General features: G+C 44.1%; 17 protein-coding genes and 1 CRISPR repeat array. Of the genes, 2 read left to right on the top strand and 15 right to left on the bottom strand.

Annotated elements, in window-relative coordinates:
- Nucleotides 1-20 precede the first annotated feature (20 nt).
- The 13 genes from cas8c to ACQW03_RS01005 form a co-directional block, all read right to left on the bottom strand.
- The gene (gene cas8c, locus ACQW03_RS00945; RefSeq protein WP_441947871.1) at nucleotides 21-1,967 is read right to left on the bottom strand and encodes a type I-C CRISPR-associated protein Cas8c/Csd1; all 1,947 of its coding nucleotides are present in this window, start codon (nucleotides 1,965-1,967) and stop codon (nucleotides 21-23) included.
- Complete coding sequence (gene cas5c, locus ACQW03_RS00950; RefSeq protein WP_441947873.1) at nucleotides 1,968-2,684, bottom strand: type I-C CRISPR-associated protein Cas5c; 717 nt, start codon at nucleotides 2,682-2,684, stop codon at nucleotides 1,968-1,970.
- A gap of 113 nt (nucleotides 2,685-2,797) precedes the next feature.
- Nucleotides 2,798-5,281 carry a CRISPR-associated helicase Cas3' gene (cas3, locus tag ACQW03_RS00955; RefSeq protein ID WP_441947875.1) on the bottom strand — a complete coding sequence of 828 codons (2,484 nt, stop codon included), beginning with the start codon at nucleotides 5,279-5,281 and terminating at the stop codon, nucleotides 2,798-2,800.
- Between the two features lie 3 nt (nucleotides 5,282-5,284).
- Entirely contained in the window at nucleotides 5,285-5,599 is a 315-nt protein-coding gene (locus ACQW03_RS00960; RefSeq protein WP_061829402.1) for a hypothetical protein, read from the bottom strand.
- A 466-nt stretch (nucleotides 5,600-6,065) separates the two neighbouring features.
- A CRISPR array of direct repeats spans nucleotides 6,066-7,373; the repeat unit is 32 nt; unit sequence ATTTCAATCCACGCACTCACATAGAGTGCGAC.
- 246 nt (nucleotides 7,374-7,619) lie between these two features.
- Nucleotides 7,620-8,429 carry an SDR family oxidoreductase gene (locus ACQW03_RS00965; protein ID WP_071640586.1) on the bottom strand — a complete coding sequence of 270 codons (810 nt, stop codon included), beginning with the start codon at nucleotides 8,427-8,429 and terminating at the stop codon, nucleotides 7,620-7,622.
- A 262-nt stretch (nucleotides 8,430-8,691) separates the two neighbouring features.
- A complete protein-coding gene (locus ACQW03_RS00970; RefSeq protein WP_013309993.1) occupies nucleotides 8,692-9,528 on the bottom strand; it encodes a hypothetical protein in 837 nt (278 codons plus the stop codon).
- Between the two features lie 12 nt (nucleotides 9,529-9,540).
- Nucleotides 9,541-10,293 carry a vWA domain-containing protein gene (locus ACQW03_RS00975; protein ID WP_071640582.1) on the bottom strand — a complete coding sequence of 251 codons (753 nt, stop codon included), beginning with the start codon at nucleotides 10,291-10,293 and terminating at the stop codon, nucleotides 9,541-9,543.
- An 84-nt stretch (nucleotides 10,294-10,377) separates the two neighbouring features.
- The gene (locus ACQW03_RS00980) at nucleotides 10,378-12,423 is read right to left on the bottom strand and encodes a hypothetical protein (protein ID WP_441947879.1); all 2,046 of its coding nucleotides are present in this window, start codon (nucleotides 12,421-12,423) and stop codon (nucleotides 10,378-10,380) included.
- 200 nt (nucleotides 12,424-12,623) lie between these two features.
- Nucleotides 12,624-12,899 carry a WXG100 family type VII secretion target gene (locus tag ACQW03_RS00985; RefSeq protein WP_013309990.1) on the bottom strand — a complete coding sequence of 92 codons (276 nt, stop codon included), beginning with the start codon at nucleotides 12,897-12,899 and terminating at the stop codon, nucleotides 12,624-12,626.
- 248 nt (nucleotides 12,900-13,147) lie between these two features.
- Nucleotides 13,148-13,684 (bottom strand): WXG100 family type VII secretion target, encoded by a 537-nt coding sequence (locus tag ACQW03_RS00990; RefSeq protein ID WP_025719059.1) that lies wholly within the window; start codon nucleotides 13,682-13,684, stop codon nucleotides 13,148-13,150.
- Between the two features lie 5 nt (nucleotides 13,685-13,689).
- On the bottom strand, nucleotides 13,690-14,532 hold the full coding sequence (locus ACQW03_RS00995; protein ID WP_441947882.1) for a hypothetical protein: 843 nt from the start codon (nucleotides 14,530-14,532) through the stop codon (nucleotides 13,690-13,692).
- A 16-nt stretch (nucleotides 14,533-14,548) separates the two neighbouring features.
- Nucleotides 14,549-18,544, bottom strand: a complete 3,996-nt coding sequence (gene essC, locus ACQW03_RS01000) for a type VII secretion protein EssC (protein ID WP_441947884.1) — start codon at nucleotides 18,542-18,544, stop codon at nucleotides 14,549-14,551.
- 67 nt (nucleotides 18,545-18,611) lie between these two features.
- Entirely contained in the window at nucleotides 18,612-18,932 is a 321-nt protein-coding gene (locus tag ACQW03_RS01005; protein WP_023988263.1) for a hypothetical protein, read from the bottom strand.
- A 389-nt stretch (nucleotides 18,933-19,321) separates the two neighbouring features.
- On the opposite strand from ACQW03_RS01005, the gene ACQW03_RS01010 reads away from it, so the two are divergent.
- Nucleotides 19,322-19,561: a hypothetical protein gene (locus ACQW03_RS01010; RefSeq protein WP_013370782.1), complete on the top strand. Its 240-nt coding sequence runs from the start codon at nucleotides 19,322-19,324 to the stop codon at nucleotides 19,559-19,561.
- 128 nt (nucleotides 19,562-19,689) lie between these two features.
- Here the strand turns inward: ACQW03_RS01010 and ACQW03_RS01015 are convergent, their stop codons facing one another.
- A complete protein-coding gene (locus tag ACQW03_RS01015) occupies nucleotides 19,690-19,839 on the bottom strand; it encodes a hypothetical protein (RefSeq protein WP_023988262.1) in 150 nt (49 codons plus the stop codon).
- A gap of 216 nt (nucleotides 19,840-20,055) precedes the next feature.
- Between ACQW03_RS01015 and ACQW03_RS01020 the strand changes: the two genes are divergently transcribed.
- The gene (locus ACQW03_RS01020; protein ID WP_256703236.1) at nucleotides 20,056-21,075 is read left to right on the top strand and encodes a flagellar motor protein MotB; all 1,020 of its coding nucleotides are present in this window, start codon (nucleotides 20,056-20,058) and stop codon (nucleotides 21,073-21,075) included.
- A gap of 118 nt (nucleotides 21,076-21,193) precedes the next feature.
- Here the strand turns inward: ACQW03_RS01020 and ACQW03_RS01025 are convergent, their stop codons facing one another.
- Nucleotides 21,194-21,532 (bottom strand): L,D-transpeptidase, encoded by a 339-nt coding sequence (locus ACQW03_RS01025; RefSeq protein WP_013309983.1) that lies wholly within the window; start codon nucleotides 21,530-21,532, stop codon nucleotides 21,194-21,196.
- Nucleotides 21,533-21,563 lie beyond the last annotated feature (31 nt).

Here is a 21,563-nt window from a genome sequence, read left to right on the forward strand (position 1 = left end):
CTACATATTTTTAAAGTTACTTAGGATTTCTGCTGTTCATTCATGTCTAAGGTGTTGTTCTCTTTGTTGTCGTTATTACCCTCAAGATCTTTTTTATGATTATTATGGTAGATTTCATAGCGTTGGCTACTGAGTCCTAGCAAGTATTTCCCAGTCAATGGCTTATTGTTGAATTCGTTGAAGGGGATTTTGTGAAGTACTTCATCAATCATATTGGAATAATAGCTTAAGCGTTTACCAAGTCTGGCCTGATGTGGCTGCAAGGCATTCTGAATGGTCCTCCAGGTTCTTTCCGGATGTTGTGAGAATGCATTCATATATCGGATTGCATTGGTAGATCGCTTCTCATCCTTGTCTAATGCGCTTCGTTCCATCACATCTGCTATCGCTAACAATCTGCCAAATAAATAACTGCGATCCATATTTTCTTTATCTAATGCCACATTGTATCCCTCCCGTTGGTTAACCAAAGCACATGTCACGCTCAGTGTTTTCTCCCATTCCCACTTGTCCATGGATACCGGGTTAGAGGCGCGGTTAATAGCACTCCTCACAATATCCTGAGGAATGTTTTGACCATCTACTATACAGGGGAGCATTCGTTCCATCAAACCCTTAACGAGTTTATCATTAGCCTTTGAACCGTATGCTGCAAAAGCAATATCTTTCGTTGCTGGAGCACCCCAAAATTGTAAATATTCACCCTGCTCATCCTTCCGATAGCGATGAAGCCATACACAGGTGGAATGCCAGTGAATAAGCTTTTCAAAATACAATTTTTTATCCAAATTACGATAATAGATCACAGCCATCCGCCCTGTTGTTGCTGAGTCAAGTACAAGAATATTGACTTTTGCTTTGGAATTAGATTTGACAGCTAGTGTATTGGCATAACCCGTTAACGCTTTGGCTAATTCAAAAGCAAACTCTTCGTTTGTATGACTTTTTATTTCTTTAGCCTTGGATGGCAAGCCCATTGCAAAGATATTATCATTTTCGGTAAAATTCAGAATACTCGGTTCATCATTTCCCCACACTAGAAAAACTCGTTGCTCCATGACTTTACCTTGACGGTTAATGAGCCATTTTAAGGCATTATGAGCCTTTTGAGATACTTCATAACTGATACTTGCAGCTTCATGACTGTGGGCAAATCGTCCTCTGAACGTGAATCCACTCGTATCATTGGCGGAAATCAACTTCGCCTTATCCCCGGAATTTCTGATTTTATTGGCATGCTTGTCTGTGCTAGGGAGCTGCCTTCCGGTAACATAGCAAATGTCTTCTTCTCCCAGTAATTGACTATAGTAACCAACAAATGAATCGTACACTTCTTTATCTTCCCATACTTTAGCTAAAACTTTATCTGGAGAATACACATTAAAACGAATGAATACACTCTCTTGTTCACCAGGAACTGCTGTAAATATAGGTGGTTTTTCCCCATGGATAGGTTCGTACTTCTTGTCCCATGTACTTATTAATTTTTGATCCGCATCAAGATATAAAATAGACATGTCTACTAAGTCTTTAATCAGGCAGCGCTTGCTTAAGTAACGGTATATGCTTTTCACCTTAGAAGTAGCATAATCTGAAGTAGCCCAGCCTTCCAACTGCTGAATATAAGCAGAAAAAGGCTCTTCTTTTTTTATTTTTCCACCATATACTACAAAATCTCCGGCAACATAGCTTAATTTATCATGCAGCGGATAAGGTGATATGACAGAGCCGGCTCTACTGGCGGATTTTTCAGTAGAAGGAATCAATGTACTAAACTCATTTTTATCCAATATCCTGGCTGAATGAAAATCACCTTGTTCTGTAACTTCGACTTCGATCTGCGCATTTTGGGTCGTGTGGGAAATAGGCAACAATGTATATTCACGATCATTATGTTTCTTCTCAATCACACCAACACGGTCAAGATTAGATTCATACGTTTCATATAAATTTAGCAACCAGCTCATTTAATTCCCCCACCCTTCCCATTGCGCAAGCAGCTCATCAGCGGATTGAACGTTATTTTCATCAAACCGTTTAGGTTGCATATTCGCTATTGTGCGAACTTGAGAGCATTCCTCCGGCCGAATAAAATCAATGACTCCGTCCTTCATTACTGGATTCCACAAACGGACTTCCATTTGATCCCTGCCTGTCTCATCTGGATAGTTAATTCCATGTACCATATTGCCTAAATGAATGTCACCATAGTTATCGTAAAAACCTGCTTCTATACCAAATTCACAAGGCTCTACATAAGCTTGACATTCTCGTGTACCTAGAAAAATATCTCTACGTCCACCAGCAAGTAATGATCGCTTGAGAATGTTATGATGCTTATTCTCATTACGGTCATATTCCATCTCGGGACGATGCGGATTAAATACAAAATGAGCCTGAACCTCATAACAGGGATCTTTCAAGTAAGTATAATTAGCAAGGGTATTACCACCACCATATTCGATGGGACGAACGCCTTTGGATTCCATCCGAATAGCATGAAGAACACGAACTTTGTCTACTACCATCATAATCGTAGGCTTCCAATAAATACTTTCGACAATACCTTTTAACGCCTGATACGTTGGGACACTATAAGTTAATTTCTCTCCACCAAGTTTGGTTAGTGGATCTGTGAACAGTGCATAATCTCCATAAACTTTAAATTCGATCGCATTTCTCAACTAGCATTTACCTCCTTTCTATGACTATTTTTTCTAAACCCAGTACCAGAATATTACTTTTGGCAGGGTCAGTCAATGTAGAATATAAGTCCCTAGTCCCAATTAAAGTGTTTTTAAAGGATAAATCCACTAAGCAGACTGTCATTTTCAAGGTTAAGTCCATAACTGTCATCATAAGCTCCATCGGTTAGTGCATATATTTTTCCATCCAAAAAAGAAACTAACCCCTTATTTTGATCTAATCGGTCTTTCTCATAGTTAAATATATTAATAGTGAATTGTTGTGCCCTGCGTAACAAATCGGTAAGGTCTTCTATGCTTTGCTGTCCATTTAGGTCTGCGATGATCTCCTTTCCTTCTTTTTCTCCATCCCCATAAGGAACAATTACCGCCGTAGTATGATCCTCAATGACTTGAAAATGGTCCGCTGCGGTCCTATAGCTATTCGCTAAGAATAAGGGAAGAATCGTCTCATTTTCTTTGCAATAAGATTGAAAATAAGTATTTTCTATACGATTGGCATATAATAGTTCAGTCATGTTTTTTCTCAATTTAGGAATAAAATAATTTAATTCGGTCTTTAACTCGGAATAATATTTTTGAAAATATATTTCCATGGACTGAGCTGATAATACGTTTCCGCCAAAGCAAGTTTTGTTACGTTTTAAGTCAATGAACATTTTTCTGGAAATCTCTTTACCTATTCTGATTTCTTTTAATCGCTTGAGATCTTCTTCTTCATGATCAATGACATATACTTGCTTCATTCTATCTTCTCCGTGGCGATTACATCTGCCCGCCGCCTGAGCAATGGAATCCAAACCAGCCAAGGACCGAATGACACACTTAAAACTGATATCCACTCCCGCTTCAATTAATTGTGTACTGATGCAAACGACAGGCTCTTTATGTTGCAGGTGATTTTTAACTTTCTCCAATATGGAATTGCGATGAGCTGGACACATGGATGTACTTAAATGGTAGATCGGGACTGTACCGCTTCCTTCTTTTAATCTGTGATATAGGTTTTTCACCACTGTTTTTGTATTTAAAATAACGAGCACGCTTTGTTCATCAGCAAGTCTTTCCTCAACAAAGTCGGCAAGTTTCTCTGTATTAAATTTCATATCCGTTGCTTTATCCACAATTTCAACCCGCTTAAACGCTTCTATAACCTGGTTCAGGTCATGCACCATTTCTGCATCTGGTTCGATCTCTAGCTTGTTATGTACAAAATCCAATTCGGGTTGTGTAGCCGTGCAGAGAACAATACCTGAATGAGCATATGTTTTCAAAAAATTCACTGCTTGATTAAATAATGAAATACAATGAGTAGGGACTTTTTGTACTTCATCAAAAATAATGACAGACTCGCTTAAATTGTGAAGTCTACGGATATTTCTACTGCCGCCAGCATAAAAAACATTTAAAAATTGCACCATTGTGGTGAAAATGATCGGTGAATCCCAATTGTCCTTAGCCAGCTTTAATTTTTGACGCGTACTCACAATTACATCTTCAAGCTCATTACTCTCTCCCTCTTCTACATCGTCCATGACCACATTAGAGTGATGTTCCAGAATATTCGCATCGTCCACTATTATTTCGCGAACTTCTCGGGCATTTTGTTCAATAATGGTCGTAAATGGAACGACATAAATAATATGTTTCTTCTTAAATGTTACAGCATGTTTTAAGGCATAACGAAAGCTGGCGAGCGTCTTTCCACCGCCTGTGGGGATCGAGAGCGTATGTATTCCAGAGGGCCTTTCTGCAAACTGTTCGCATTGTTCGGACATTTCTTTTCGAAGTAGATTAATAGGTGTATTGGCATCCCTGGCTGCTTGTAGGGATTTGATGTGCATCATTAATTTTTCGTAATACTCATGAAATAACATTTGGTGATTCATTGCTTCAACTGCGATCTTATCGCCTGTGTTCTTATTTTCTTCAAAGCAGCGAGTATTGGTTCGATCTGCATCGATCAAAGCGCTAAACACAAACTTGGATAAATACATCAATTTGAGTTCAAAATCTGCCTCATCATCTCGGTTCATATATTGATCCAACTCAGCCTTTGCTTGATTCACATAATCAAAAAATGTAGATTTCTCCATGACCTGCTTATAGAAAAACGCTACTGCATCTTCAAACCCTTCTATCTCTAGGTCACGCACCCGATACAAAAATCTTGATTCCAGCTGTGGGTTTAAAAAATCCTGCAAATAAGAATGGTGTGAAATAATAGCGTTTGCTACAACTTCGGTCAATACATATTTGATAAATAAATCCTGCTTATCGAATGTGCCTTGAGGTTGAATGTGAAAAAGATTAAATAATAACTTTCCACCCGCACTAGAATGATCTACACTTCCTCGTTTCGGTGGATTGTCAGGATTTTGTACCGCCAAACGTATGTAATTTTGAAACTTTTCCGTGTACTTCCCCAAGTCATGAAGCATGCCAGCGAGTCCGGTGATATGTCGAATACCTATTTTGTCTCCATAAATTTCTGCTAATTGTTGAGTTTCCAATAGATGTTCGGCAACCGTTTGAATCTCTTGGTCGCTTTCCCGTATGTGAGCGATATATTGCATTTTTTAATCTCCTTTAATTTTCTTCGTGAATAACCTCTTCCAAGTAATGACTAACCACATCGGAAGCCAAAAAAGCATAAATAAAATATAGATCGCAGCAATAACACCTTTCTGACCTATTAAATGATAAAGATCATGTAGAGATTGATAAAGACCCTCTCTAGCTGTTGACAGTTCCTCATCGTTTTCCTCTTGGTTCTCTTGCTGCATTTCCTGTGCACGTTCTGTTAATTCCTTAGATACAAACCAATATCCCACGATAAGGCCTATACCTAGATAGATATAAAAATATAGACCAGGAATGAATAATAAATTCATCTATTTTCCTCCTTTAAGCAAATACTTAATCTGTATAATCGTGCCTTAAGGTAAATAGCGACAGCATCTACAATCCCCACTTGGATATTTCCCGTTGTTAAGTGAATTCATAGATAATACTAATATAATTGTCCTCGCGTTGTAATTTCTCTTCCTTTCCTCTCTTATCTACTTAATTCAAGGATTTCGGTTTCACACCCATAGCTCTATATTCATTTTATGACTTTTAGGTGGTTATTGTGAAGAGACTTGTATTCCGCTTAAAATACTAGATTCTCTTCTACTTACTAATCATATTAGATCTATTCTCGTTATGTAAACAAATATTATTTATAGTCATGTGGAAATAGTATTTTTAGAGAGAACCAAACTAATAATCTTAAAGTTCATAAAACAAATTATATATTGGCTCCAATCATGTAAATTCTGCTGAGAGTTGTTATGCAAGGTTGCGAACACTATAGATACTTCAATCCATATACTCGTATAGAGTGCGACTAAATATTTACGCATGAAAATGCTAATTACTGACGTAATTTAATCCACGCACTCACATAGAGTGCGACGATTGCCGGCGACGTTTTTCACTCCAGACAGACTGATTTCAATCCACGCACTCACATAGAGTGCGACGAACAAAATTGCTAGTCCTACCAAAATCCAATTAGAATTTCAATCCACGCACTCACATAGAGTGCGACCAAAATCAATTCCGAAATAAGTATCGTAAGGAAAGTATTTCAATCCACGCACTCACATAGAGTGCGACTTTGTCGTTAGGGAGCTGAATATTGTCTTATGGAAATTTCAATCCACGCACTCACATAGAGTGCGACTGCAACTAGAAATACCTAGCACAGCAGAAATTATAGTTATTTCAATCCACGCACTCACATAGAGTGCGACGGCTTTTTTATATTTATGAAAGGAGGGATGAAGGCATTTCAATCCACGCACTCACATAGAGTGCGACGAAAAGGACGTTAACCCCTGAGCAGCGAGAGCAATTTCAATCCACGCACTCACATAGAGTGCGACGAAAAGGACGTTAACCCCTGAGCAGCGAGAGCAATTTCAATCCACGCACTCACATAGAGTGCGACCGTGTTAAATCCTGCCCACTGGCAATTGTTTACTTATTTCAATCCACGCACTCACATAGAGTGCGACTCGTTGACCTCGACGGGCTTGCTAAGCTCGAAGCGATTTCAATCCACGCACTCACATAGAGTGCGACGGAAACGCCTTTGATAAGTACGTTGATTTGGCGTGAATTTCAATCCACGCACTCACATAGAGTGCGACGTAATCAGCGTGCTAGAATCATTTATTCACGATCTAATTTCAATCCACGCACTCACATAGAGTGCGACTTCGTTCGGGTCCGGTTGACTGCGGTTAGATTCTAAATTTCAATCCACGCACTCACATAGAGTGCGACTGAGAAAAAGGACGAAATTGTCCGCTGGATGTTGATTTCAATCCACGCACTCACATAGAGTGCGACTGAGGAAATACGCCATCTGCCCGAAGTGCGGAAATATTTCAATCCACGCACTCACATAGAGTGCGACGACGGCGGTTCCCATACAGTTAGACTACAAAAGTAGTATTTCAATCCACGCACTCACATAGAGTGCGACAGTCCTGGCTGTGGATGGAGGCGGATACGGCTGATTTCAATCCACGCACTCACATAGAGTGCGACATTCAATTTCATTATCATGCATAAGTAATAAATGATTTCAATCCACGCACTCACATAGAGTGCGACAGCGAAAATGAAGGAATTCATACCCTAATAATATCAATTCCATACATTTTCGAAAAAAACGATGCTAAAAAAGCTTGAATCGACTATTGACTTCTAACGAAGAAAGCTAATCCGAATCCATTTCGACAAATTTCGAGGTGCGAAGGATCCGGGGTTTTTATGTGAGCTTCACATTCGCACCGTAACCAAGACAATACACTCAGGATACCACAAAACATTTCTCCATCCCAGAGAATGCTCTATTTTCTAAAACAATAACGACTCTGCTCCATCAATGACAATTTGTGCGCCAGTAATGTGACGCGAATGATCTGAGGCCAAAAATGTCACCAAATCAGCTACCTGCTCGGGTTGACCCGGTCCATCTGCCAACGGTTGTCCTCCTTCGGGAAACTTGACGGGGATGGTAATTTGCTTTAACCCTTCCGATTTCTCCGTGGTTTCATCAATATTCGTCGAAATGGCACCCGGATAGATGACATTCACACGAATACGGAACTTAGCCAGCTCCAGCGCAGCCATTTTAGCAAAACCAGTTTGACCCGCCTTCGATGTGCTGTAGGCTGACATCCCAAAGCTGGTAAAGCGCTGATTTCCATTAATGGAGCTGGTAATGATAATGCTACCGCCACCGTTCTTTTTCAAATGCGGTACTGTATACTTCACCGTCAGAAAGGTGCCATCCAGATTGGTAGATAATGTTTGCCGCCAATCCTCAATGCTCAGATCCTCGATCGGTCCGACGACCCCGTTAATCCCGGCATTAGCAAAAATGATATGCAGACCGCCAAATAATTCAACCGCTTCCAGAACTGCTTTTTCCACACGCACCGGATCGGCAATGTCCACGTCAAATGCCCGCGCTGACCCTTCACGTATAGCATTAATTTCTCTTTCTGTCTCCAAAATGCGCTCATTACTTACGTCAAAAAGAGCGACATTCGCTCCTTCTCTAGCCATTTGAATGGCCGTTGCCTTGCCAATACCAGAACCAGCCCCCGTGATTAGAGCGGTTTTGCCTTCAAAGCGTGCTCCTCCTGCATATGTGTAGCTCATATGTATCGCTCCCTTTCAGTAATCTGTATAATCACAAGATTACCCAAAAGGATATACTTTATAATCACCATTTTTGCGCATTTTTTGCTATTCCTTTGCGATATTTAAGAAAGGGACGAATATTACGCGCATTAACGCGTCTTTCCTTCTCCTCCTCGTTACATTCTATAAATATCTTAACGAATCGTATTTTTCTATGTATTCATCAAAAAAAGGACGTTCTACAACCATGGATATGGATGTAGAATGTCCTTTTGCTTATTTACCACTGCAGCTCAATAAATGCAGCATCATCATCAAGTCCCCCGGTATGGGATGCATCCAGCAATACCTGTATCTGCTCATCAGGGACAGGCTCGCGAATGGGGTCCAAATCGGATAAACCGTCCGTATACACCTGTAATCTCATCGGCATATCTGCGGGTATACTTCTTTCATACCAATGAGGCTTCCCTCCAATCGGCCCACGACTTGTAGACCAGCGCTCCGCTGTAGAAAAGGTATGATCGAACAACTCGCTAATTTCCTCGGCACCGTTCCATAGTCGCAAACGTGAATCCCCTTGCCAGGCAAGTCGGAGACGGCCACGGCTACCACGCTTCGGCAGTTCGATTTTTCCGCAAATATACATGGACTGACTTCCCTGACGACGTTTATCTTCCAATACAGAACGCATTAAGCCTGATTCGTGATCCAAAGGCTGCCGATCCAGTTCCTCTGCCGCTGTACCTGCCAAACGTTCAAGGTACACTCTCAACTGATCAGCAGACAGATCTTGTCCCCGTTCCATCCAATCCAGTAAAGAAGAACCCAGATAGCGGGCTGCAAAATCTCCTCGGTAACTGAGCCCGACACCGTCACACAAGACAAAACAACAGACGGATTTATGAATACGTACTGCGGCGAAATCCTGTCCGCTTTCTCCCATACTGGCAGATTCGGCAGATCTTCCATAGCCATAACGACACATAAAACGACTGTGATGAGATGATAAAGGCTGATCGCCTGTCTGAGAGCTTATGTAGGCAAATTGCTGAGTCAGCCTTGCATTCATTCCCTTTTTTTTGCTCGCGGGGAGCAGGGACAGCAGTGGATTCATGCTTTTACCTCCTTACCGTACAGGCGTTGCGGCCGACATTTGGAACCCAATGGACACCAGTTCCGCACAGGTTCCGGGCAGCATCATAATGGCTCCTTCACCTAACTGATAATCTGCCTCAAATAGCATTTCTCGATAGCTTTCAGGCAGTACAGAAGACATATCACGCAATTTCACAGCATGTTCATCCTGCAACGGCGTATTATGCGTCAGACCTCTCCAGCGACGGGGGTCCTGAATAGGCGTTTCTAGCAACCTGTCGGATAAAAATATATTTTCCACCAGTACATTACCGTCCGGTACACTCATGCTCATAATGCGCTTCGCAATTGGTTCCGGATCATCGCCTGTGGAAACCCCATCTGTCATATGACAGACCAAAGGTGCAGGACAATCCTGCATTCCTGGTAATTCAGCCTGCAAAATACGTTCAGCTTGCAAGAAGGCTTTTGCTGAATCTGAGAATCGTTTGGGTGTCAAATCGGGCAACGAACCAATGGCCGCGATTTCATCAATTCCCTTGACACCATTCAGCAGATCATACACGTCGTCACTATAAGCTAAAATCGCAATCCGATAGCGTGCTGTCAGCCGATTTCCTTTGGTTGATCGGAAAACCATCTGCCGGATCGCCAACGATATAGCTTCATATACAACGTCAATACGCCGCCGCCCCTCCATCAGCATGTTCATCGACGCGCTGATGTCAATCAGGTAAATGATCAGGGCGGGAGTGCGTTGTGAAGCCTGTATTGTATAATTCATGGTTTGTACATGCTCCCCTCAGTTACCTTCTATCTTCATCTGTTTTGTAGCTATCATTCCGCCCATATATAAACATATGAAATATTAAATTTTAGGCAGTCTAAAATTCGTATCGCCTAAAAAATTATAGATCGAGGAAGCCCGATATCCCACTTCGCCTACCGAACGATAATAAGAAGGATTACTATCATATAGTGTTCTAAAACGCTTCGCAAAGCTCTTTGCCTTCGCAGCGCTTCCACCTTCCTGAGAGGCATATGCCTTGTTGTACAGGGAAATAAGCTGAAGAACGTTCTCCTTGTTTCGTGCATGCATGGACTCTTTTTGCTTTTGTTCCGCCTCGGCTGCTGCCTTACGAGCTGCCTCTTCCTGGGCGGCACGGGCTTCCTGCTCCTTTTTCAAAGCCAAGTATTTTTCATACTTTGCCTGTTGATCATACGCTTTTTGCTTCGCCAACTTGGCAGCCGCCTGCTTATTTTGTTCCTTTTGGGCGAGATAAGCTTCATATTTAACCTGTTGATCGATAAGGGCTTGCTGTTTCTTCTGCTCTTCCTGTTGCTTTTGAGCAGCAAGTACCTGCTGTTTGGCCTGCTGTTCCGCTTCCTGGCGTTGTTTCTCCGTCAGCAATTTTTGAGCGGCTTCCTGCTCGGCTGCCAGCTTTTCCTCGGCCGCCTTTGCAGCCTTCGCTGCCTCTTCCTGCTTGGCTGCCTCGATTTGTCGCTGATTGGACTGATCTGCAAGAATATTCACGGCTGGGATTCCAGCTGCCAGCAGAACAACCGCGGCCGCAGTTGTCACGATAAACGCTTTGGAGCGATACCAGGCTTTTGATTTTTCAGGTTGCTCCGGCGTCTTGGGATTCAACTGCTCCTCTAGCCCTGTGATCGCAGCCGACACCTCCACATGCAGAGGACTGCCGTCTTCTACAAAATGATACAACGACCGGTATACTTCCAACGCTGCAGCAGGTTTGTTGTGCTGCTCCAAATCACGTGCCTGTCGGAACAGCTTGTCCGTTACCCCACGCTCTCCCTGCTCCAGGGCAGCCTGATTTAGCAGTGCAGCCTGTTCAGCTTTGAGCGGTGCAGGTGCTGACAAAGAGGGTGCAGCTTCATTGGCAAGGCCACTTGCCGCTGCCGATTCTATTGTTTCTGTCGCAGCAGGCTCCGGTTCTATAGCCTCAACTGGAATTTCCTGCTCAGTAACCGCATTAAGTACAACCAGCCATTCGCCAAAAGTAGGGCAACTGCTTAAATCCTGACTATCCCAGGCACGGCTGAACAATTCTACCACCTTGCTGCCCCAACGGGATTCAAGTGATTTTCGTAAAATAAAATAACGTTCGCAAGGCGTCTGCATTTCATGCTGATCAAAATAACTTTCGCCCCACGCTTTGTCGACTACTACACGGTCAGACCAGCCTAGCATTTCTCCTATAATAATTGCCCCTGCAAAACGGTCTGCATACGCACTCCATAGCCCGCTGTGGACGGTACGATGTGCGGCATACCCTGGCGAACCTGCCAATAGAGCATCTGGACGATCCATTTTAGTACTATACATTTGTTCCACGTCCACCAATTCCACAGCTGACGTGCCTTGAGGCAGTTCCACTTCAGAAAAAAACGGAAGCATCACATTCGGCGCCGATAAATCACAGTGCGCCAATCCTTTTTGCTCCATAGCTGAACCGATCCCTGCCAATGCTCTGGCTAAAGCCAGACTATCGGAAGCCTCAAGCTGACGCTGATCTGTGAGACAATCGAACCATGTCATACCGTGAACCCATGGCATCAGCACCGCATACAGCAAATCAGGCTGCTCGGCAATCAGACTTCCGTTTCTTTCTGGAGTGAGCACATCACGCTTGCATACCTGCAAACCAGGAATATCCCCGTATGCTTCCATATGCTCAGATTGATAAACCATAGCCGGGATGCGGAACTTCGGAAAAAACACTTTAAGGGCTTTTGCCTCATGCGGTGCTCCGTTTTTGGCATTCAGTTGATATACAATTCCCTGCCGCCCTGCTTGAGCATAGGCTAAACCGGGTGCAGCGGGATGTCGTCCAACCACATAAGCTGTGCCGTTTATGATCAATTCGTCTCCCGGATTCGGTTGAAAAGACATGAAACATCCCTCTCCTTACATCATTCAGTATGCTAGTTTTCCTCACCTTATTATATACATCTATGGATGGCAAGAAAACCGGGTATCCGAAGATCGCCCGGTTTTTCCTGAACATCCTGTGCCAAACCGTGAGGAATGGCTCACATATTGCTTCTTATAGAATGGTATATGATAAGTTAATGCCTATCAGGCAAGGCAACTTATTTCGTTTGGTCAACCGTACGGAATTTGTTAGCGATAGCTGTCAATTCTTGGCTGATGCTGTTCAAAGTCGTTACGAAAGCTTGCATTTGTTTGCTAGCTTCCTGAAACTCTTGGAAGAAGCGTTGTTTAGTCATACCTTCCCATTGACCTTCCATACCTGAGATGGACTGTGTCAAACTGGAAACGATCTGTTGGCTTTGCTCACCACTTTGTTTAAATTGGTTAGCCACCTGATCAACCTGTTCTGGGGTAATTAAAATGCGTCCTGCCATTTTTTGCGTCCTCCTTGATGATAAAGATGTTTTTGTTTTATCTAGTTCAAATTGTACTATGGCTATTTAATTCCCTACAAAAGGCAAAGGACCTAATTGTAACAATCCCACTTTTTAACTATAAAACAGCACCTAACAGTATAATATTAACAAAACAACCACCTAATAAGTCCCATAAAACCGGGAACTGCGAAACGAATCAAGTAAATTTTGCAGTCGATCCAGAATGTCCCGGAACGCGATCCCAACTAAGCGACCGGTTGATCTCTTGCTGTAGACGGATCAGTAAAATACCAATCCTGCGGACTGCTAGAAGATGCCTGCATCAGAATATCCTGATGCAACGTTTCTACATCCGAAGACTGTACGCCAGCAATGGCATGTACGACAGACTGCGGGTTTGAAATCAGACTGCCTGCTTCCGAAGCTTGCCCAGGCAGAATAGACGGTGATTGCTGATTCGACCAATCGAGCATCGTGACAGGTCGTCCCAATGGTTGGCTGGCAAATGACAGAATCGTTTGATAGTTGTGGTCAACAGACTGAAACTGCTCTGCCTTTCGGTTCAGTTGTGTACCTGATGTATGGAGGTAAGCATGGATCTGTTCTGACATCCGCTTGGCCTGCATCCAATGATTCAAGATCGCCTCGCGTGCAGATACATCCCAATCCAGCGATTGTAACGCCTGCTCCAAACCTGCTGTTAACTGTTGAATTTGCTCCGCCGCATGCTGTAGCTGCCCGCTAAGCCCCCGAAGCACATCCGGTTCAACTCGAATGCGCATATCCATCACCCTTCTTCTGTCACTTCTTCATTCACTGCCGACTGTTTCAACCAATTTAATAATAAATCCACAAACTGATCCCTTGAAGCCATAGCTGCAATCAGCCAGTCTCCGTTACCACTTGAGCTCATTCGAAATATCCAGTTCATTGCAGGACACAGGACAAAGGCTGCCCGTTGTGAGTCCCACTCCCTGCCGTTCCATACCAGCAATTGCAGTTCTCCCTCGGCTACACGGGAACTCAAAGACTGAGCCAGTCTTGCAGCCCCCTCTGCATCTCCGCTAGCCTCGGTCAGTTTACTGCTGATCAGAGACACACTTTCTCCTGTCGATTGCTCGTAAATTTTATTAAATGCCTGCTTGGAGAACATAAGTGCGGGGGATTCAGGCACAAGTCGATCTACCCAACCCATTTTATCAATCAATGTCTCGCAAGCCTTTTCCACATTACCCAGATCATACAGTCGATACTCATCGGGTTCATCAGCGGATTTCACGAGTTCCACTACACGCTCGTTCGTGCAATGGAGATAGCCTTCAAACTGCTTACCTCCCCGCACATAACGTATACGGCAAGCCCTGTTGGATAATCCCGCGATCGCGACTCTTGAAAAAACGGTAGGAGGCATTGCTAGCTCTTTGCCCTTATCTACGCGCTTTAGATAACCCTTTTCCAAAAGAGTAGCTTTTACCTGCTCCCACTCTTCCGCCAACTCCTCTGCTAGATAGCCCTTAAACGGATCTTCCACCCCAAGCAGTCTGTCAGAACCCAGTACGCCTGCCAGAAAAAACAGTTCCTTCGACTTGAGGGTTATTAACTTCTGCTTGGAAGCTTGAAACGTTAACATTATGAGCCACCTCCCTTCAAACTACAACATGCCATCGGTCACGAATTTTCGTTATCCAATCCTCACAGCTAACTTGCTCTGAGAAGGGAATTGCCGCTTTTATCCTGGTAAATTTGCGCCGTACGTAGTATCCCTGCCCAGGTGGCAGGACTTTTAGGCCACCAGCAGCGGCGTTCGCCTCCGAATAAGGGATACGAAAGAACGATAGATCATTCGAATCTAGTGTTCCAAATAGCATACCGCTTTGGCTTGCCTTGACATCATTAAACCAGTCCACACCAAAGGTAGGGAAATCAGATGGCACACCCGATAGCACGACATGCACATTGCGATCACGTCCCAACCGTACAATGGCGGAGAGTTGATCCTTTATCATAAAATCGTTCAGTTGCTTACTTAACATATCCGCATCATCAATGACCAGGAGCAATTCGGGATCATTCCCCTCCTTGTTCCGCTGTTGAACGATATCATACACTTTCTGTACCAGAGGTCCCATTTCTTCCTCGCTTTCGGCAGCAGCCTTAACATGAGGAAGATGCCGTAATCTAGATAGTCCTCCGCCTCCATAGCGTGTATCGATCGTATAGACTTCCAATTGATCGGGTGATGTGTAATAAGCAAGCGATATAATCCAGCTCATTAGAAAAGAGGTTTTTCCACCCTCCATTGGACTACCCACTATAAAATTGGGCCCTTCTTTCAGATTCAGGAGAAAAGGCTCAAGATCGTCACTCTGTAGACCTACAGGTACTTCATAAGGAAGTGCACCCGATGGTCCACTTGTTCGATCCCACTGCTGAAGCAGTTCCAACAGTGGAATCCGCTCAGGTAATTGGAGGATGGCTGGTGCGTGCTTGCCTTTCCATTCCTGCACAATGCCAGCAATATTGCGGCGTAGCCGTGCTGATCGCTCCGCCTCATCTTCTCCTGGTGAAGGCAATGCCGTCTGGAACTCCAGCGGAGGAACATGCCCTTTAACCAGAGCGCGGCCTGGAATTAACGGTCCTGGCGTTTTGGCTGGTCGTCCTACCGCATAGTAATAGTCACTCGGGTCGGACATTTCAAAAGAAACAGCATTCGGTATGTTACTGCGGAATTTCTCAAACACATCGGTAATCCGGTTCGCTGTAATGATAAACGTAATACCTAGACTGCCTCCTTCTCGCAAAAGAGATTCCAGCAGTTCATTTTCATCTGGATAAGCATTACGGAAATTAAGATATCCATCAATAACTACGACAATTTGCGGAATATCCTCAACAGCAGAACGTCGATAAGAGCTTATTGTTTTGACACCAGCCTCGGAAAGCATTTCCTTGCGTACGGCCACCATCTTGAACAGATAACGGAACAGTCGCTTGATCCGGTCATCCTCCTCAGCCATCATAACAGCCCCGATTTGGGGAAGTTCCCCAAAGTCGCGCATCGTTCGACCCATATCAATGATATAACCGTTCCAATGATTCGCTGCAAAACGCTGAGCCGTGGACATCAGCAATGTATGCAAAAAGGTCGTTTTTCCCATGCCCGGCATGCCATACACAGCCCAATGACCATGATCCAGCGATGCATAAATTGGCTCCTGCCGCTGATTCGGCAAATCATCGACCAGACCAATAAGGGCCTTCAGCTCCAAAGCTGATGATGTACTATCTATTTCGGTGCGTGCAGGCAGATTGGTTAAATCCAGCAATTCAGGCAGCGGCGGAAGCCACGGTCCCTGAAGTCGTTCGATCCCTGCCTTAGCAGCCTCATTCGCAATATAATCAATAAATACTTGAAGCTGTTTAGGGGCTTCTTCTCCTTTTAAGCCTGAGCTTGCCCGTTCGCCGCCCGTCAGAAGCGCTTCACGTTTCCCGTTCAGTCTCACTTCATGTACAGGTAGTGCAGAAGAAATATCGCTGTTGCCTATATACGGCGCACCGCTCCAAGCAAACTGCATCTCTTCAAACACCTCGTCGCTACCGACCTGAAAATATCCTCGTCCCGGCTTCGTAATCCACGCGGCATTCGGTATTTTCAACATGTCACGGCTATCACCTTCGCTTTGCACCCGTAAGCAGATGCGGAACCTGGAGTTACTCCAGATCTTATCATCTACGACACCTGCGGGCTTTTGCGTCGCCAAAATCAAATGGACACCTAGTGTCCGCCCAATCGCGGCAATACTGATTAGCTCGTCCATAAACTCTGGCTGATCCCGCTTTAATTGTGCAAATTCATCAATAATAATAACTAGATGAGGCAGCGGTTGTTCCTGCCGCTGCCGGAGTAGTCTGTAATATTCATCAATATGCTGTAAATTGCCTGCATCGTTTAATATCTTCTGTCGACGAACCAGTTCTGCTTTGAGAGATATTTTGGCACGTTCAATCAAATTATTGTCCAAGTTCGTAATCGTACCCACAACATGCGGCAAGTTAACGAACGTGTTGGACATGCCTCCACCCTTGTAATCGATCAGCATAAAAGCAAGATCATGCGGATGAAACTCGGCAGCAAGCGAGGCTACGATGGACTGGATAACCTCACTCTTCCCTGAACCCGTTGTACCGGCGATCAAGCCATGGGGACCATGTCCTTGACGCTCTATCTTATCATGCAGGTTAATCATAATCCTCTTACCGCCTGCTCGCACGCCCATCGGCACAGGTAAGGTATCGGGATGGCGGTTACGTCGCCACCGATCTGCCACGTCCAGTTCTTCCACACTCGCTACGCTTATCATATCAAACAGAGGCAACACAGCGGGAATATCAGAAGCAGAGGAACGCTTCAAGCGAATAGGAGCCATGTACCGTGCCAATGCATCGGCTTCCTCTTTTGACAAACGATCCGGTTTAAAACTTTGCTGTTCAACCTCTGCCGATTCTGATTTGCGGGCATATACGCCCTGCTCTTTGGAAGCCTCCACAATCAGCTGACACTGCATCGGCAAAGCCTCTTTACGAGAAGCCAGCACAATCGTACACGCATCAATGGCTCGGCCATCCTCCAGTAACAACGGCAGCAACGGTTCTTCCTCAATCAGCTGGGTGTCAGATAAAACAACGACATAACACGGGACTTCCATCCCTTTGCCCTGGCGATCATTGCGATTATTTTTACGGCGGTTCAGTCTGGCAAACAGAAAATCAGCTAGTTGATGTGCACTGCTACTGCGGTCTGACATCATCCTCTGGATTCGGTCATCATCCCACACATGTGGGAGCCAGCGCATCCAAGTCCATTCACTTTCCTCTCGCTCGTCATAGAAGGAAGCGATTTTCACTTCATCTGGCGAGTGACGAACCGTCACTTGTGCCAAGATGACTCTTAACGCAGCAAGGGTATGCTCCCGGTCGCCGACCAATCCAACCACTTTGGATTGAAACAGCGGTAATGCAATGGAAGCAGCGTCTACCAGACGAAATTCCTCTTCCAGTTCATCCGCAGCTCCCAACAAAGGATCTCGGTCATAACCGTCTGGGCGTGGAATTTGCAATTTAATATGAAAGGGAACTTGTCCAGTCCCAATACGCACCTGCAAAAAGTCCTCATCCTCCGGTGATCGTTCCCAGAGTGAACTATTGCGGTTTTTGACGATTTGAGTGCATATTTGCGGGTCACCGTGAATTTCATATAGTGTGCGAATTTGCTCCTCGCGTTTCATTTCAAGTTCTTCACGATGCTTTTGGAGCTGTTCCCGGTACATTCGGTCCCGTTCCTCCAGCTTACGCTTGTATTCCTTCTTATTATTTAAATAGACGAAAAAAGGAATCGTATAAGATGTAAGCATCATGACCACGGTGACCATCTGAAACATCAAATAGTTACTGTTACCCATCTTGCCTGTTTTGCTCATATATACGTAAAAGCCTATAGTCACCAACGTCATCATTAACGGAATAAGTATAGATATAATAGAAAAAGACGGCTTGCTCGGCTCAGCCGGAGGCCGTAAAATCTCCAGCCTCTCCTCTCGGAGTGCCGGCCTTAATCTCGGGGATCGCTGGTATAATGCATTCAAGACAAAAGTCCCCCTTTTCGCTTACTATTTCATTTTACCAAGGTTTCATATAATTTCATGTGTGTATTTACCCATTTTTTTCACTTTGAAACAGAGAACGCCTTCCATACACAGGCGCTTCGTCCTGAGTTGTCGAAAAAGCGCGCTGAATACGTACAGTACAGCCTTCCCGCAAGCCTGATCCTGTGAGTAGCTGGTTATCCCCCACCCTGAACCAAAGCCCTTCCGGGAACTTTGCTTCCATAATATATTGCATGCCTTCTGCCGGAGGTTCGCCGAAAATGCGCACACCCAGCATCAGCTTTAAATGTTCCACCGAGTATTCATCAGCTACCTCGATGTCAAACCACTCTGTTTCCTGTCGTCCTGAAAGCACGGTCAGGATCATCTGTCATCCCTCCCGATCCTTAATATATAGCAAAGTTCACGCAAAAAGCCTATTTCTACGGAAATATGGCTATCGTAACTGTAGCATCCGACTATTAGACTGTCAATTTGTTACAAAATACCCACTCTAAAAATAAAACAGCTACTTTAGTCATATTTTCTTACATTAGTAGAGTCATTGGTATCAATAATATGTATTTAATCGTTTCTAATACGGCTATATACGTCATTTTGTCGATTAGTTAGAACTAAATTCGATTGTTCCCTAGATTGTTGTGAACACTTTGTAAATTTTTCAGACCTTTATGTTTTTATAAGGTGTTTTTAAGGTAATTTTAAGAAACGGGCACTACAATAAAGCCATGAAATAACTCAGGCGAGGTGATTTTTGTGAGAACATTAATTACATTTCAAAACAAACGTATTCCCGTATACTTCAATCAAGAAAATAAGCAACCGGTACAAAAAACTTTAAAACTTCTAAGTAACACTTTGGAGAATAAAATCTCCAGCGGCAAGCGTGCCCTTCAAAAATGTCTTAACTCTTTGATCAGTATAGAGATTGTCGGTTGTGAAGCCATCCTGCATAGCGTTAGTGAAAATGATTCATTGGCATTGTCCCTCTATTAAGAGGGACTTTTTTTTGTCCACATTAGACACAAAAAAGAGAGGGGCATTTCAGCACCCTCTCCATATCAGCAACTTTGAAACATGATACATGTGACTTACCGCAGCTTATGCATTTGATCAGACTCTATTTAAAGTATTCTGCGATAACCTTTTTTACCGCCTCGTTCCTTATTCTGCGCCTTCTCAATCCGTATTCTAAACAGTTCTAGTAAATTAGCGCGTGTATGCTCTTCCCGGCAGTTGTCCAGCTTTTTTAAGATAAAACGGTCAATGGACATATGACTCAGGCTCCTTTACAGCAAGCTGCCCCTGCTTTTCAAGGGGATGATCAGGCTATCCATTTTTAACCATTCTGTACGTTGTTTAAACAGGTACGTTCCTTATAGGATAAAGCAGGCGGGATTACATAGCCTTTAATTAGGGTAAATACATAAAGTTTCGAAAATTTTATCACGTTAAGCCTGGAAGCTATGGACAAGGAGCGAGCAAAAACCATGAGTAAACACATGATTACAAAAATAGGCTGGAACCTTTTATGTGCATTCTTAATCCTAACGATGCTGGCTGCATGCAGCAGGGAAAAAGCTTCAACCCGGAGTATGGCCCAACATGAAGCTGAAGCACGTGCCTACACCGTAACGGGTAATCCCAACCAAGGCGCATCATCCCTTGATGAACGAGCTGCCAATCATACACCTGTTCATCAGCAAGGCAGCAGCTATGTCGAAATATCAGGTGGCGTTAGCATTGATAAAAATACCGTGAAAGTTACAGGACATTCCAACCTCCCGGCCGGAGCACGGATCAAAGGGAATCTTGCGGTCAAAAACTCCCTGTTAACTGGGTACACGGATGAGACCACCATTCAAAAGGACGGAAGTTTTGTACTTCAGGTACAACGCCCTGGAATACAGGGCAGTATGGATCTGACTGTTCTGTTCCGTCCGGATGACCAAGACAATGAGATACGAAATCTGTATGGTAGCGGTGGAAACAAATTGGAAGGTCCTTATGTATATCAATACGAAGAAAACAAACAGCTTTTGCATGAAGTTCGGATTGGGGCTGAATTTGATCCTGAACAAGAACGCAATACTCCTTTAGTTAAGCCCGTCTGGAACAAGCCTAAGGACTACGGTGGCCCTCAAGTGTGGATTAAGCCTGATGTGAAGCAAGAAGGTAACTATTATCATGTATATGCACGCAGCAATTTGCTGGAAGGGTCGGACGTCAAACTCACGATTGATTTTCCGGGACGATGGCAGTTTGGCTACGATGATCAAACCAAAGTTATGCCTGACGGCTCCTTCAGCATGAGGGTTAAAAAGCCGAGCCTTGCCAACCGCTACACCATAGTCATAAGTTTCGAACCAAACGAAGATATGTGGACCAACGCCAAACAGGCGTACGGTACACAAGGAGAACGTCTTTCGGGACCGTTAGTCAAATCCGCAGACGACAAAGAGGGCTCCAAACAGATTGAAGCCCGTATCCCTATCCAACCCAAATCGTAACAAAACGCAGCATCTAACTTAAAGTTACGGCCGTTCGCCATGAAATACACTTCACAGATACAGCCTATGACGCGGTTTCCACGTCTGAGCAGGTACAGAATCTAGTGTCGTCTAACCGCTACGGCTGTATCGTGACTGGCGTGCCTATACTTACCTTCTCCTGAAGCTCAAGCACATCCTTATTCTGCATTCGAATGCAGCCATGTGACACCAGCTTGCCAATGGACCATGGCTCATTAGTGCCGTGAATGCCATAATGCGGCTTGGACAGCCCCATCCAGAACGCTCCGAAAGGGCCGCCAGGATTGGGCTGTTTGTTAATAATCGTAAATTGCCCATGCGGTGTCTGTGTAGCCAGCTTGCCAATACCGACTGGATAACTAAGAACAATCTGATCTCCATCTTTCAAATATAAACGACGATCCGATAAATCCACCACAATGCTGTAGTTCGGCATATATTCACCCCTTTATACCATATGCCGACTA

The organism is Paenibacillus sp. DRB1-1 (assembly GCF_052119485.1).
Taxonomy (GTDB): Bacteria; Bacillota; Bacilli; order Paenibacillales; family Paenibacillaceae; genus Paenibacillus; species Paenibacillus polymyxa_B.

What these genes read in the sequence shown, in the direction of transcription:
- cas8c (WP_441947871.1), bottom strand. Translation starts at nt 1,967, where the DNA reads ATGAGCTGGTTGCTAAATTTATATGAAACGTATGAATCTAATCTTGAC.
- cas3 (WP_441947875.1), bottom strand. Translation starts at nt 5,281, where the DNA reads ATGCAATATATCGCTCACATACGGGAAAGCGACCAAGAGATTCAAACG.
- ACQW03_RS00960 (WP_061829402.1), bottom strand. Translation starts at nt 5,599, where the DNA reads ATGAATTTATTATTCATTCCTGGTCTATATTTTTATATCTATCTAGGT.
- ACQW03_RS00965 (WP_071640586.1), bottom strand. Translation starts at nt 8,429, where the DNA reads ATGAGCTACACATATGCAGGAGGAGCACGCTTTGAAGGCAAAACCGCT.
- ACQW03_RS00970 (WP_013309993.1), bottom strand. Translation starts at nt 9,528, where the DNA reads ATGAATCCACTGCTGTCCCTGCTCCCCGCGAGCAAAAAAAAGGGAATG.
- ACQW03_RS00975 (WP_071640582.1), bottom strand. Translation starts at nt 10,293, where the DNA reads ATGAATTATACAATACAGGCTTCACAACGCACTCCCGCCCTGATCATT.
- ACQW03_RS00980 (WP_441947879.1), bottom strand. Translation starts at nt 12,423, where the DNA reads ATGTCTTTTCAACCGAATCCGGGAGACGAATTGATCATAAACGGCACA.
- ACQW03_RS00985 (WP_013309990.1), bottom strand. Translation starts at nt 12,899, where the DNA reads ATGGCAGGACGCATTTTAATTACCCCAGAACAGGTTGATCAGGTGGCT.
- ACQW03_RS00990 (WP_025719059.1), bottom strand. Translation starts at nt 13,684, where the DNA reads ATGCGCATTCGAGTTGAACCGGATGTGCTTCGGGGGCTTAGCGGGCAG.
- ACQW03_RS00995 (WP_441947882.1), bottom strand. Translation starts at nt 14,532, where the DNA reads ATGTTAACGTTTCAAGCTTCCAAGCAGAAGTTAATAACCCTCAAGTCG.
- ACQW03_RS01005 (WP_023988263.1), bottom strand. Translation starts at nt 18,932, where the DNA reads ATGATCCTGACCGTGCTTTCAGGACGACAGGAAACAGAGTGGTTTGAC.
- ACQW03_RS01015 (WP_023988262.1), bottom strand. Translation starts at nt 19,839, where the DNA reads ATGTCCATTGACCGTTTTATCTTAAAAAAGCTGGACAACTGCCGGGAA.
- ACQW03_RS01020 (WP_256703236.1), top strand. Translation starts at nt 20,056, where the DNA reads ATGAGTAAACACATGATTACAAAAATAGGCTGGAACCTTTTATGTGCA.
- ACQW03_RS01025 (WP_013309983.1), bottom strand. Translation starts at nt 21,532, where the DNA reads ATGCCGAACTACAGCATTGTGGTGGATTTATCGGATCGTCGTTTATAT.